This is a genomic window from Rhizobium sp. MHM7A, from assembly GCF_005862215.1.
Taxonomy (GTDB): domain Bacteria; phylum Pseudomonadota; class Alphaproteobacteria; order Rhizobiales; family Rhizobiaceae; genus Rhizobium; species Rhizobium bangladeshense.
In genome coordinates this window covers 119,520-132,249 of record NZ_VCHT01000007.1, presented here as the reverse complement: position 1 = coordinate 132,249, position 12,730 = coordinate 119,520, and the positions used below count along the sequence as shown (strand labels likewise).

The following is a 12,730-nucleotide window of genomic DNA, read 5'->3' as shown; positions in this document are numbered from 1 at the left end:
GGCATTCATGCGCAAGAAAATCCGCGTTCTCATCATCGACGATTCCGCCAGCGTCCGGCAGACGCTGGCCCATGTGCTGGAGCAGGATCCCGATATCGAGATCATGGGGGTGGCACCCGATCCTTTCGTGGCGGCGCGGAGGCTGCAGGAGGAGATTCCCGACGTCATCACCCTCGACGTGGAGATGCCTCGTATGGACGGCATCACTTTCCTGCGCAAGCTGATGTCGCAGCGGCCGATCCCAGTGGTAATGTGTTCGTCGCTGACGGAAGCGGGCTCGGAAACGCTGATCCAGGCGCTGGAGGCTGGTGCCGTCGACGTCATTCTCAAATCAAAGATCGGGGCAGCCGACGGCTTGGCCGATGATGCGATACGCATTCGCGAAGTCGTCAAGAGCGCTTCGCATGCGCGGCTTTCCACCGTGCGCCGCGCCGCCGGAACCATCCGCTCGGCTTCCGCCGAGGGCCCAGCCAAGAAACTAACGGCGGATGCCATGCTGCCACCGCCGACGGGTCGAGCCATGGCGAAGACGACGGAGATGGTCGTCTGCGTCGGCGCCTCCACCGGCGGCACCGAAGCACTGCGCGAATTTCTCGAGGAACTGCCGGCCAATGCACCGGGCGTGGTGATCGTCCAGCATATGCCGGAGAAATTCACCGCGGCCTTCGCCAAGCGCCTGAACGGGCTTTGCGAGGTCGAGGTCAAGGAAGCCGTCGACGGCGATCCAGTGCTGCGCGGCCATGTGCTGATCGCGCCCGGTGACAAGCACATGCTGCTCGAACGTCAGGGTGCGCGTTATTATGTAAGCGTGAAGACAGGGCCGCTGGTCTCGCGCCACCGGCCTTCCGTCGATGTGCTCTTCCGTTCGGCGGCGCGTTCGGCCGGCTCGAACGCCATGGGGATCATCATGACGGGCATGGGCGACGACGGTGCGCGTGGCATGCTGGAGATGCATGAGGCCGGCGCCTACACGGTGGCGCAGGACGAGGCGAGTTCCGTTGTATTCGGCATGCCGAAGGAGGCGATCGCCAGGGGAGGGGTCGACCGCATTCTGCCGCTCGATCAGATCGCCCGCGAAGTGCTGATCACGCAGCAGAAGTTCTGATACCTGTTTCAATCGAGCAAGGCCGGCGGTATCAGGGGAGGCCGCCGGGACATTAATCCTTACGCGTGCGCGTCAGGCGAGATAACCACCATCGATCGTCAGGCTGGCGCCGGTGACGAAGCCGGCTTCCTCGCTGGCGAGATAAGCGGCGAGACCTGCGATCTCCCGATCCTCGCCCAGGCGGCCTAGCGCCATCAGCGGCTTGAGGCGCTCATGATCTTCCTCATTAGGGTTCATTTCGGTAACTGTCGGGCCGGGCTGGATATTGTTGACGGTGATGCCGCGCGGCCCGAGATCGCGGGCAAGTCCGCGGGTCATCGACGCAATGGCGCCCTTTGTCATGCTGTAGACCGCCGATGTCGGAAAGCCGCTGCGCTCAGCCGTGACGCTGCCTATGGTGATGACGCGGCCGCCCTCTTTCATATGTCTTGCCGCTGCCTGGACGCCGACGAAGACAGCGCGGACATTGACCGCGAACATGCGGTCGAAATCCTCTAGCGAGTAGTCGTCGAGCGGATTGCGGATTAGAATGCCCGCATTGCTGACGAGAATGTCCAGACCACCGAAGCGGTTGACGGTCAGCGAGACAGCGTCCCTCACAGCCTGTGCATCGGCGCTGTCAGCATGGATCGACAGCACCCTTCCGCCGGCTGTTTCCAGTTCCTCGACGACCGCCTTCGCCCTCGCTTCGGAACTGGAGTAAGTGAAAGCGACCGCGGCGCCATCGGCAGCAAGTCTTCGCACGATGGCGGCGCCGATGCCGCGTGATCCACCGGTGACGAGGGCGATCTTGCCGGAGAGCGATTGGGACATATGCGTTTCCTTTCTTTTTGGATCGTTTAGTCTATAATAGAGCGCGGAAAAATTTTTGTTGGCGATATCCCTTTCTTCAGCGAAGACTCCTGACCGCCAAGCGGGCAATGTGGCGCAGTATCTCTGGTGAGGCACCGTTGCGGGCACTGATTTTCATGCCCGATAGCGTAGCGCCGAGAAAATGAACGGCATCGGAGATCTCGATGTCGTACGCAAGTTCTCCCGCGCTACGAGCCTGCTTGAGAAGGATTTCCAGGGCGGAATGCAGTGCGCGGCCGGCGCTGTCGGTAAGAGCCCCGATCTCTGCGTCGGTGCGGCCGAATTCGCAAATGGCGCTGACGCCGAGGCAGCCGCGCTTCGCCTCGGCTGCAGGACGGGAAGCGAAAGCGACAAGGGCGCCTTCCAGCGCCTTGATCGGTTGGCCGGGAAGGCGAAGGTCAGCGACGATCTTGCCGATGCTGTCGGCATTGTAGCGTTCCAACGCTTCGAGATAGAGGCCGCGCTTGTCACCGAAAGTGTCGTACATGCTTTGCCGGCTGATCTTCATCGCTCTCAGCAGTTCGTCGGTGGAGGTGCCCTCATACCCGTGCTCGGAAAACACCCCGATGGCGGCATGCAGCGCGTTGTCGCGATCGAATTCCTTGTGTCGTGCCATGATCAGCAACTAGCATTTCTGGATTGATCTGTCCAGAATAGATTGATGGTTTCCGACGAGGCGCGGCGCCATGCGTGCCTCCCCTTGAAATTTCCGCGATTTTGTGGTCTTGAGGCCGCCAATCTTTGCAGCGCTGCCTGTCATGCATGTTCAGGGACATTTCCCGCCCCTGGCAGAGCGCGTCCCGTATCAGTCCCAAGGAAAATGCGCCGATGGCCCGTTCAGCTCTTCTCAATGTCATGGTTCAGGCCGCTCTCAAGGCAGGAAAATCGCTGGCGCGTGATTTCGGCGAAGTGCAGAACCTTCAGGTTTCGGTGAAGGGACCGGGTGATTTTGTTTCCGCCGCCGACCGCAAGGCCGAGAAGATAGTCAGGGAAGAGCTGATGAAGGCGCGTCCGACCTACGGCTTCCTCGGCGAGGAAGGCGAGGAGATCAAGGGCACGGACGGCGCGCATCGCTGGATCGTCGACCCGCTCGACGGGACGACGAACTTCCTGCACGGCATCCCGGCCTTCGCTGTCTCGATTGCGCTTGAGCGCAACGGCGAGATCGTTGCCGCCGTCGTCTTCAATCCGGCGACCGACGAGCTCTATACCGCCGAGCGCGGCGGCGGCGCTTTCCTCAATGACCGGCGCCTGCGCGTGGCTGGGCGCCGCGTGCTGTCGGATTGCGTCATAGGTTGCGGCATGCCTGCGCTCGGCAAGCGCAATCACGGCAAGTTCCTGGTGGAACTTCGCCACGTGATGGGCGAAGTGGCGGGCATCCGCCGCCTGGGCTCGCCGACGCTCGATCTTGCCCATGTCGCCGCAGGACGTTTCGACGGTTTCTGGGAGGCGGAGCTTGCGCCCTGGGACATGGCAGCCGGCATCCTGCTGATCCGCGAAGCCGGCGGCTTCGCCACCGATTGGGACGGTGGAGCGGGCATTCTGGAAGGGGGTGCGATCGTCGCCGGCAACGAGCACATTCACAAGGCGCTGATCGAGGTGATCAAGCGGCCGGTCCCCGCCAAGTGACCTGGGAAAAACCGGCTGTTGTAAAGTCACGGTTTTCGCCCCGGCATACTTCAATTCGGCACAATGTTGCTCTAGTCTCCGCCAGCAATGAGTTCGGAGGCTGCTGAACCTATGGAAAATGTGAATGTGGCGGAGATCGGCTCCACCGAAAAGACGGCCGGCGGTTATACCTACAGGCTCTCGAGCCCCATGCCCTTCCTCTGGACGATGCTGCTTTTCCTCGTCATCGTCGGGTTCATTGCCGCGATCCTCTTTCGGCAGACGCAGACCGCCTTCATGCACAATCCGGGCCTCAACGGCCTGATCCTCGGCGTTCTTGCAGTCGGGATCATCCTTGTTTTCAATCACGTGCTGGCGCTTCGCCCCGAAGTGCGCTGGTTCAACTCCTTCCGCGCTGCCGGCAGCGCGGACAAGGTCAACCGCAATCCCCGGCTGCTTGCGCCGATGCGGGCTCTGATCGGCAGCCGCACAGCGTCTGTGGCGCTGTCGACCACCGCTTTGCGGTCGATCCTCGACTCGATCGCCACCCGCCTCGACGAATCGCGTGACGTTTCGCGCTACCTGATCGGCCTCCTGGTCTTCCTCGGCCTGCTCGGCACCTTCTGGGGCCTCATCGGCACGATCGGTTCGATCAGCACCGTCATCCAGTCGCTCGATGCCGGCTCGAACGGCACGGGAGACGTGCTCTCGGCGCTGAAGGAGGGACTTTCCATGCCGCTTTCGGGCATGGGCCAGGCCTTCTCCTCCTCGCTGCTCGGTCTTTCCGGTTCGCTCATTCTCGGTTTCCTCGACCTGCAGGCCGGCCGCGCGCAGAATCGCTTCTACATGGAGCTGGAAAACTGGCTCTCCTCGGTTACCGATGTCGGCTCCGATCTGGCGCCAGCGCTCGAGGCCGTTGCCGGGTCTTCCTCGGACGACATGCGCGCTCTCTCCGAGTATCTGCGCAAGGTCTCCGAAGAGGGCGGTGTCGGCAACCAACGCTCGGTCGCCGCCATGGCAAGCCTTGCCGAAGGTATTCAGGGTCTCGTCAAGAATATGCGCAACGAGCAGCAGATGCTGCGCGACTGGATCGAAGCGCAGCAGGACGAGGCGAAAGCAATGCGCCGCACGCTCGACCGGCTGGCCGAGCGCATCGGTCTGCAGGAGCGGGGCGGCGACCGGACCGAGCGCCAGCGCGACCGCATGAGCCAGACAGAAAAGAGCGAGGGCAAGTAGGCCATGGCACTTGCCCGCAACCGCCGCCGCGAACGCACGGTGGATTACTGGCCGGGCTTCGTCGATGCGCTGTCGACGCTGCTCATCGCGATCATGTTCCTGCTGACGGTCTTCGTCGTCGGGCAGTTCATCCTCAGCCGGGAGATCACCGGGCGCGATGAGGTGCTCAATCGCCTCAACAGCCAGATCAACGAGTTGACGCAGCTGCTCGCGCTCGAAAAGGGCAGCAATCAGGATCTTCAGGATTCGATTGCCAATCTGCAGGCATCGCTTGCTACTGCCGAAGGCGAGCGTTCGCGGCTGCAGACGCTGCTGAATGCCGGCGCCGGCGGCCAGGATGCGGCGCAGAAGCGGATCGGTTCGATGACGCAGGAACTCGACGAGCAGAAGCAGGTGAGTGAGCGGGCGCTCAACCAGGTCGAACTCTTGAACCAGCAGATCGCCGCGCTTCGCAGTCAGATCGCCGCCGTCGAGGCAGCCCTTCAGGCATCGGAGGAAAAGGACCGGGTCTCACAAACCAAGATCGCCGATCTCGGCAGCCGCCTCAACGTGGCGCTTGCCGCACGCGTGCAGGAGCTGAACCGCTACCGCTCCGACTTCTTCGGCCGCCTGCGCGAGATCCTTTCGGATCGTGAAAATATTCGTATCGTCGGCGACCGCTTTGTCTTCCAGTCGGAGGTGCTATTTCCCTCGGGCGGCGCGGATCTCAATCCGGAAGGGCAAACGGAGATGGCGAAGCTTGCCGCCGCCCTTCTCGACCTCGCCAAGGAAATTCCGCCGGAGATCAACTGGGTGCTGCGGGTCGACGGCCATACCGACAATGTGCCGCTTGCGGGAACCGGCCGCTATCGCGACAACTGGGAACTGTCCTCAGAGCGCGCGATTTCCGTGGTCAAGTTCCTGATCGGGCGTGGCGTGCCAGCCGATCGGCTCGTTGCGGCCGGCTTCGGCGAATTTCAGCCGATCGCACCGGGTGATTCGCTGGACGCACGATCCACGAACCGCCGCATCGAACTGAAGCTGACCGAGAAATGATCAGCTCGACTTTGCCTGGCGTGCCTGCTTCAGCCGCTCGGCGAGAAAGGCGCGCACCGCAGGGCTGTCGCTGAGGCCCATCGCGGTCATGTAGGCATCGGCCGCTGCGGCATCGTCGCCGGCGCTTGCGAGAAGAAAGGCCCGTACGGCCCAATAGGGCTGATAGGCCGCGATGGCACATGGATCGATCCTGTCGAGCAGGTCCAAGCCTTCGGCCGGGCTTGAAGCTCTGCCGATCACCGCCGCTTGGGCGACGCGTGCGCCGAGCGTCGGCTTCATCCTCAGCAGCGCGGCGTAAAGCGTCGTCAGCGCTTGCCAGTTGGTTGTCCCCGAGAGGCGCCGCGCCGCATGCACCGATTGTATCGCCGCCTGGCACTGGTAGGGGCCGAAACGGTTTAGGGCGCCGGCCTTGCTCAGTAGCGAGTCGGCTTCCGCGATCATCATGGCATTCCAGCCGGCCGGTTCCTGCTCGTCCAGCGGCACATATCGACCGTTGCCGTCACGACGGGCACTGCGGCGGGCTTCGCAGTGAAGCATAAGCGAGAGAAGGCCGATCGCTTCCGGCTCATCCGGCAGCACAGCCAGAAGCGTCCGCCCGAGCCAAATCGCTTCGCCGGCAAGTGAATGGTGTGCTTCCTCGCCATCGAGGCCGTCCCATCCGAGGCCATAGGCGGCGTAGATCGCCGAAAGCACGGCGGCAAGCCGCCCAGGCAGCGCGGGCCAAGGCGGTATGGTGAACGGAATGCCCGCATCACGGATCTTCACCTTGGCCCGCACCAGCCGCTGGCTCATCGCTTCCGCCGAAACGACGAAGGCGCGTGCGATGGTCCTTGCTTCGATGCCGAGAATCGTCTGAAGCATCAGCGCCGTATGCACGGAACTGTCGATGGCGGGATGGGTGCAGGCGAAGAGCAGCTTCAGCCGTTCATCGGAAAAAACGGAATTGCCGGCCTCGTTCATCCGTTCCTCCGCTTCGTCGAGGGCGATCGATATCGTCGTTTGTGCATTGGCCTCGACAGTTCGGCGGCGGGCCGCCTGCATCAGGTTGCGGCGGGCGGCAACCAGCAGCCAGGCTTCGGGATTGGCAGGAATGCCGCGCTCCGGCCAGACGCGCAGGGCCGAAGCCAGCGCTTCCGACAATGCGTCTTCTGCTGCCGGCACATCGCGCGAGCGGGCGGCGAGAAAGGCGATCAGCTTGCCATAGGAGTGTCGCGCCACCTGTTCGGCGGCGCGTCCGGCATCGGGCGGCATTGCCGCCTCACATCTGCAGGCGTGGGCGCACCTCGACCGAACCCTTGTCGGAGATTGGAACACGGGTCGCCCATTCGAGTGCGGTGTCGATGTCGGGGACCTCGATCAGATAGAAGCCGCCGAGCTGTTCCTTGCCTTCCGGATAGGGACCGTCCTGGACATCGTGGTCCTCACCTTTGCGGCGCACGATCGTGCCGGGGGCTGTCAGGCCGGCGCCGCCGGTCATGATCCCCGCTTGGGCGAGCGCTTTGCTATAGGCCACCCAGCCATCTCGATAAGCCGGATCGCCGCGTCGAGCGAAATCCTCGGCGGCTTCGCGAATAATGAGAGCGAATTGCATGGAAAACTCCTGATCTCGTTGTTGGCTTTGTTCCAGGGGGGCCGACGGAAGACCGTAATGCCTGGTAGAGCGGCTCAGCCGTTCCGAGACAATGAGGCGCGACGGCCGGGCGTTTCGACATGGTTTTGAAAAAATAGTTGAGAAAGAAAACAACGCCTGCAATCCAAGCAGGTGAGCCGGTCTCAAAACACCAGCGCCGCGCAAGGGCGCGAAAAAGCAGGGCGGCATTGACGCCGCCCATGCCGTGCCGCTCAGGCTTCGGCCTTCGTCTGGTCGACGATTTCGGCGCCGGAGGTATTCTTCTTGATGGATTCGATGGCATTCAGTGCGGACGCCTTCGCCTTGTAACCCTCGGAACTGAACATGGTTTCCCCGTTCGATGCCTTGAAGCGGAAACGGAATTCGCCTGATTTATCCTTGTAGACTTCGAATTTATACATGGATGTCTCCCGAAACGCTGAATTGCACCATCAGCGTTGCGGAAGCTAGATCAAAATGGCGAGCTTTTCCACTGCCTTAATGACAATTGAGTTGCCTTGCACCCAATGGGCGGGTCCACGTGAGATACCCCGACAAATGCCTCCGCATCACTCCATCTGGATGTTTGCTCCCTTGACGACCGGCCCCCATTTGGCGAGCTCAGCCTTGACATGGGCTGCAAGTTCCTCGGGTGGCGAGCCGACGATGGTGGCGCTGAACTCCTTCATGCGTTCGGCAACTGCGGGGTCGGCGAGCGCCTTTTTGGCCGAGGCGTTGAGGCGCATCACCACCTCGCTCGGCGTCTTTGCCGGAGCGAAGAGCGCGTTCCAAGTATAGGTCTCGTAGCCTGGAATGCCGGACTCCGCGACTGTCGGCACATCGGGGAAAGAGGGCGCGCGCTCGGCCGTCGTCACCGCCAGCGCCCTTAGCGTGCCCGCCTTGATATGGCTGGACGATGAGGGCAGGTTATCAAACATGATCGGCACCTGGTTGCCGATGACGTCGTTCAATGCCGGCCCCGCGCCCTTATAGGGGATGTGCTGCATGCTGACGCCAGCCATGGACTTGAAAAGTTCGCCGGAAAGATGCAGCGGCGTGCCGTTGCCCGACGAGGCGTAACTGTATTTATCCGGCTCGGCTTTCAAGAGCGCGATCAGCTCCTGCACCGTCTTTGCCGGCAATTCCGGATTGACCACCAGCACGTTCGGCACGACGACGAGCAGTGAAACCGGCGCAAAATCCTTTTCCGGATCATAGGGGGTCGATTTGAGGATCAGCGGGTTGAGGGCGTGGGTCGCTACCGTGCCCATCAGAATGGTGTAGCCATCAGGCTCAGCGCGCGCGACGTTGCCGGCACCGAGATTGCCGCCGGCGCCGGCGACGTTCTGGACGATCACCTGCTGGCCGAGATCCTCTGACATTTTCTGCGCGACGATACGCGCGACGACATCGGTCGAGCCGCCGGCGGCAAAGGGCACGACCATGGTTATCGCGCGCTCGGGAAAATCCGCAGCAACGGCAGACTGGCCAAGCCCCAGCATTACAGACAGGCCTAGAGCGAGCGCAAGGCCCGTGCGTCGCGTCATGTTGGAAAGCACCATTCCTAATCTCCTCCCACGATTTCAACAGGAATCCCACCCAGGGGCATGAAGAGGGTAGCGCGGGAGGCCGGAAAGGCAACCGCGGCGAGGCGCAACGGAATCAGACTTTAGTTGCGGTGCGACTAGTAGCGCCTGCTGGCTATCTCACGGCGGCAAGCACATCCTGGTTGGCGGCGTCGAATTGCAGCCGGGCGAGGCGCGCATAGATGCCGCCGTGGCGGATCAGACTTTGATGCGTGCCTTCCTCGACGACGCGTCCCTCATCCATGACGAGGATGCGGTCAGCTTTCAGCACGGTTGCCAGGCGATGGGCAATGACGAGTGTCGTGCGGCCATCCACCAGGCCGTCGAGCGCCTTCTGCACGAGCGTCTCACTTTCGGCGTCAAGCGCGGAGGTCGCCTCGTCGAGCAGCAGCACCGGCGCGTTCTTCAGAATGGCGCGGGCAATGGCGATGCGTTGTCGCTGGCCGCCGGAGAGGGTGACGCCGCGTTCGCCCACCTCAGTCTCATAGCCGTTCTCCAGCCGGGCGATGAATTCGTCGGCTTGGGCGGCAAGCGCTGCGGCGCGGACTTCCTCACGCGATGCGCCGGGGCGACCGAAGGCGATGTTGTCATGGATCGATGCGGCGAAGATGGTGACATCCTGCGGCACGATGGCGATGCGCTGGCGCAACCCGTCAGGTGTCGTCAGCCGGGCGTCGACACCGTCAATCGTCACGCTGCCCTGCTGCGGATCATAGAAGCGCAGCAGCAGCGAAAAGACGGTGCTCTTTCCGGCGCCTGAGGGGCCGACGATGGCGACGGTTTCGCCTGGGGCAACCGCAAAGTTCAAGCCATGCAGGGCCGATTTGCCGGGGTGCGAGGGATAGGCGAAATGCACGCCGGAAAACTCGACGCGGCCACGGCTGGGCGACGGGAGAGCCTCGGGGCTGGCGGGGGCGGCGATCGGTGACGCCTCGTCAAGAAGCTCGGTCAGCCGATCGGCGGCGCCGGCGGCCTGCGAGAGTTCGCCCCAAACCTCCGACAGCGCGCCGAGCGACCCCGCGGAGATGACAGCGTAGAGCAGGAACTGGCCGAGCGTGCCGGCGGACAGCGTACCGGCAAGCACGCTGTGAGCGCCGACCCAGAGCACGGCGACGACGCTGCCGAAGATCAGCGTGATGGCGATGCCCGTCAGCAGCGCGCGCGAGCGGATGGCCGCGCGCGCGGCTTCATAGGCGGATTCGACGGCGCCGCCGTATCGCGCCGCCGCGGCATCCTCGCCGTTGAAGGCCTGTACCGTACGCGTCGCGGCGATCGTCTCGTTGGCGAAGGCGGACGCTTCGGCAAGCGTATCCTGGGCGGCGCGGGAACGCCTGCGCACCGAGCGGCCGAAGGCGACGAGCGGGAAGACGATCAGCGGGATCGCTCCGATAACGAGGCTCGAGAGTTTGGGTGAGGTGACGACCATCATGCCCATGGCGCCGAGACAGAGAATAAGGTTCCTGAGCGCCACAGAGGCTGTGGCGCCGACGGCGGACTTGATCTGCGTGGTATCGGCGGTCAGACGCGAGACGATCTCGCCGGACTGATTGACGTCGAAGAAGGAGGGCGACAGCCGCGTCACATGGTTAAAGACGTCGCGGCGAAGATCGGCGACGATGCGTTCGCCGATGGTAATGACGAAATAATAACGCAAGGCGCTCGCGATCGCGAGGACGACGGCCATGACCATCAGCATAGCGAAGTAGCTGTTGATGAAGCTCCCGTCGGACCGGGTGAAGCCGTGATCGATCATGCGGCGCACGGCAAGCGGCAGCGCCAGCGAGGTGACTGCGGCAAGCGCCAGTGAAATCAGCGCTCCGGCCACCAGGCCGCGATAACGCATCACGTAAGGCGTCAGCCTGCCGAGCGGCCGCAGCGACCGCCTTCTGTTTTCCTCAGCCCGTGCCTGTTCTGCCAAATCGTCTCCGATCGCCTGCAGGACCCGCTAATGCGGCCTGTTGGCTCTTGTTATCCCGACGTCCTTCATGTATAGGCACCGCATCCTAATGGGAAGCCGTAGCCATCACGACTGCGGCTTCATTTATTCAATCGGTTCGGTGGCCGCAACTGCATGCGGCAATTTGAACTCCGGTATCGCAGGAAGATTGTTATGAAGGCAGGCATCCATCCCGACTATCACATGATCAAGGTAGTCATGACCGATGGCACCGAATACGAAACCCGCTCGACCTGGGGTTCGGAAGGCGCTGTCATGAACCTCGAAATCGATTCCAAGTCGCATCCGGCCTGGACGGGCGGCAACCAGCAGCTTATGGACCGCGGTGGCCGCGTTTCCAAGTTCAACAAGCGTTTCGGCGGCCTCGGCCTCTAATCGCTTTTGCTTGACAAGATTGCGCAAGGAGCCCGGTTCTGCCGGGCTTTTTGCGTTTGCAGGGCGCGTGCAGTGGCAACAAAAAACCGGCCGCACACTGCGCAGCCGGTTCAATGGAAGTTCTAAGATCGGCTCAGTTGTTGCCGAAGGCCGTCTGCAGCAGGGAAAGCTGCGCCTGGACGCTGTTTTGATTGTCATGAACGATCACGGCTTCGGCCGGTCGATAGATTTCGCGATCGAGCAGGGCGACGCGGTTCTGCAGCCGCAGGGAGCGCTCGACGAGATCCCGGAAGGATTCCGGCAGATCAGCCCAGCCCGGCGCGGCGCGGTCGACGTTGAAGCCGTCAAGGCGGACTTTGTTCTTCTCGGCCAAAACCTGGTCGCGCGACATTTCGCCGTTGTTGACGGCGCGCTGCAGCAGCAGCCACGAGGCCATCTGCATGAGGCGAGTGGTCAGCCGCATCGATTCCGCGGCGTAGAGGACCGACGCCATGCGCGGCAGAACCTTGGAAGCTGCGCGGCCTTGGCCATCGAGATAGGCGGCGGTCTCTTCGACAAGCGACATGCCTTCGGCATAAAGTGCCTTGAACTGTGAGGATGCAGCCGCGCGGCCCGCAAAACTGATCGTGTTCAATCCAACTTCCGACATCGCAATAGTCCCTGTTGCACGCAGCTACTTATGGTCAGGTAACGCCGGGGTTGACGGAAAAGTTTCCGCGTCCGGTCTTTATGGCTTTAAGATGGTATCATTAGCGCAAATGCGCAAGCCGTTTCTTAAGAAAAGGTTAATCTCCACAGTTTCATGGAAATGTGCCAGCGGTAGCAAAAAGAAGAGCCGCAAAAGCGGCTCTCAAGGTAAAACAGGGAGAAAAATCAGACCAATTCACCGCTTGGAAAACTGTCTGAGATCCAGAGAAAATCTGGATAAGTACAGTAATACCTTATAAAGCTTAATAATTTATTAACATTGTGCCGAATGAAGACTTGGGACCAGTTCAGTCTTCTGCCTATCGTCTTGTATTTGGAGGCTTTTAGCGGATTACGAGCGGAAGAGGCTTTCAGCCGCCTGTCGTCCGGAGGCTTTGCGGGCGGCTTCGGCTTCGAGCCGGGCGATTTCCGTTTTCAGCAATTCCACCCGCGCTTTCAGCTCATCCACCGAAAGCATGGAGAGATCGGCGCCGATCTCGTGTGCTGGTGTCTTCTGCGGCCGGTCGTCATCGATAAAGCTCATCGGTTCTCCTCCATTTGCTTCTGTCAGCACAATGCCGAAAGAAATAGGCGATACGGAATCGGAATTTAGGCCGATCCGGCTCAAGTCCAGCCTCGCCTGGAGTTTTTGCGTATCTCGCGCGCCACGGATGAAACCG

General features: G+C 62.0%; 14 protein-coding genes. 5 read left to right on the top strand and 9 right to left on the bottom strand.

Annotated elements, in window-relative coordinates:
- Positions 1-7 precede the first annotated feature (7 nt).
- On the top strand, positions 8-1,105 hold the full coding sequence (locus FFR93_RS22615; RefSeq protein WP_138394853.1) for a chemotaxis response regulator protein-glutamate methylesterase: 1,098 nt from the start codon (positions 8-10) through the stop codon (positions 1,103-1,105).
- 72 nt (positions 1,106-1,177) lie between these two features.
- Here the strand turns inward: FFR93_RS22615 and FFR93_RS22610 are convergent, their stop codons facing one another.
- On the bottom strand, positions 1,178-1,918 hold the full coding sequence (locus FFR93_RS22610; RefSeq protein ID WP_138394852.1) for a 3-oxoacyl-ACP reductase family protein: 741 nt from the start codon (positions 1,916-1,918) through the stop codon (positions 1,178-1,180).
- A 76-nt stretch (positions 1,919-1,994) separates the two neighbouring features.
- Entirely contained in the window at positions 1,995-2,573 is a 579-nt protein-coding gene (locus FFR93_RS22605) for a TetR/AcrR family transcriptional regulator (protein WP_138394851.1), read from the bottom strand.
- A 212-nt stretch (positions 2,574-2,785) separates the two neighbouring features.
- Between FFR93_RS22605 and FFR93_RS22600 the strand changes: the two genes are divergently transcribed.
- The 3 genes from FFR93_RS22600 to FFR93_RS22590 all read left to right on the top strand — a co-directional run bounded on the left by FFR93_RS22600 (position 2,786) and on the right by FFR93_RS22590 (position 5,836).
- Positions 2,786-3,586: an inositol monophosphatase family protein gene (locus FFR93_RS22600; RefSeq protein ID WP_138394850.1), complete on the top strand. Its 801-nt coding sequence runs from the start codon at positions 2,786-2,788 to the stop codon at positions 3,584-3,586.
- Positions 3,587-3,697: 111 nt separating this feature from the next.
- On the top strand, positions 3,698-4,801 hold the full coding sequence (locus FFR93_RS22595) for a MotA/TolQ/ExbB proton channel family protein (protein WP_064708777.1): 1,104 nt from the start codon (positions 3,698-3,700) through the stop codon (positions 4,799-4,801).
- 3 nt (positions 4,802-4,804) lie between these two features.
- On the top strand, positions 4,805-5,836 hold the full coding sequence (locus FFR93_RS22590; protein WP_138394849.1) for a peptidoglycan -binding protein: 1,032 nt from the start codon (positions 4,805-4,807) through the stop codon (positions 5,834-5,836).
- On the opposite strand, the gene FFR93_RS22585 is transcribed toward FFR93_RS22590, so the two are convergent.
- The 5 genes from FFR93_RS22585 to FFR93_RS22565 all read right to left on the bottom strand — a co-directional run bounded on the left by FFR93_RS22585 (position 5,837) and on the right by FFR93_RS22565 (position 10,949).
- Complete coding sequence (locus tag FFR93_RS22585) at positions 5,837-7,087, bottom strand: DUF6596 domain-containing protein (RefSeq protein ID WP_138394848.1); 1,251 nt, start codon at positions 7,085-7,087, stop codon at positions 5,837-5,839.
- Between the two features lie 7 nt (positions 7,088-7,094).
- Positions 7,095-7,427, bottom strand: a complete 333-nt coding sequence (locus FFR93_RS22580) for a YciI family protein (RefSeq protein ID WP_138394847.1) — start codon at positions 7,425-7,427, stop codon at positions 7,095-7,097.
- Between the two features lie 251 nt (positions 7,428-7,678).
- The gene (locus FFR93_RS22575; RefSeq protein ID WP_064694384.1) at positions 7,679-7,867 is read right to left on the bottom strand and encodes a YegP family protein; all 189 of its coding nucleotides are present in this window, start codon (positions 7,865-7,867) and stop codon (positions 7,679-7,681) included.
- 147 nt (positions 7,868-8,014) lie between these two features.
- Entirely contained in the window at positions 8,015-9,007 is a 993-nt protein-coding gene (locus FFR93_RS22570) for a tripartite tricarboxylate transporter substrate binding protein (RefSeq protein WP_064708781.1), read from the bottom strand.
- A gap of 139 nt (positions 9,008-9,146) precedes the next feature.
- Positions 9,147-10,949 carry an ABC transporter transmembrane domain-containing protein gene (locus FFR93_RS22565; protein WP_138394846.1) on the bottom strand — a complete coding sequence of 601 codons (1,803 nt, stop codon included), beginning with the start codon at positions 10,947-10,949 and terminating at the stop codon, positions 9,147-9,149.
- 192 nt (positions 10,950-11,141) lie between these two features.
- Here FFR93_RS22565 and rpmE point away from each other — a divergent pair, with 192 nt between their 5' ends.
- A complete protein-coding gene (gene rpmE, locus FFR93_RS22560) occupies positions 11,142-11,363 on the top strand; it encodes a 50S ribosomal protein L31 (protein ID WP_003566413.1) in 222 nt (73 codons plus the stop codon).
- A gap of 133 nt (positions 11,364-11,496) precedes the next feature.
- Here the strand turns inward: rpmE and FFR93_RS22555 are convergent, their stop codons facing one another.
- Entirely contained in the window at positions 11,497-12,012 is a 516-nt protein-coding gene (locus tag FFR93_RS22555; protein WP_064708783.1) for a DUF1465 family protein, read from the bottom strand.
- Positions 12,013-12,402: 390 nt separating this feature from the next.
- Positions 12,403-12,594, bottom strand: a complete 192-nt coding sequence (locus tag FFR93_RS22550) for a DUF1192 domain-containing protein (protein WP_064708784.1) — start codon at positions 12,592-12,594, stop codon at positions 12,403-12,405.
- Positions 12,595-12,730 lie beyond the last annotated feature (136 nt).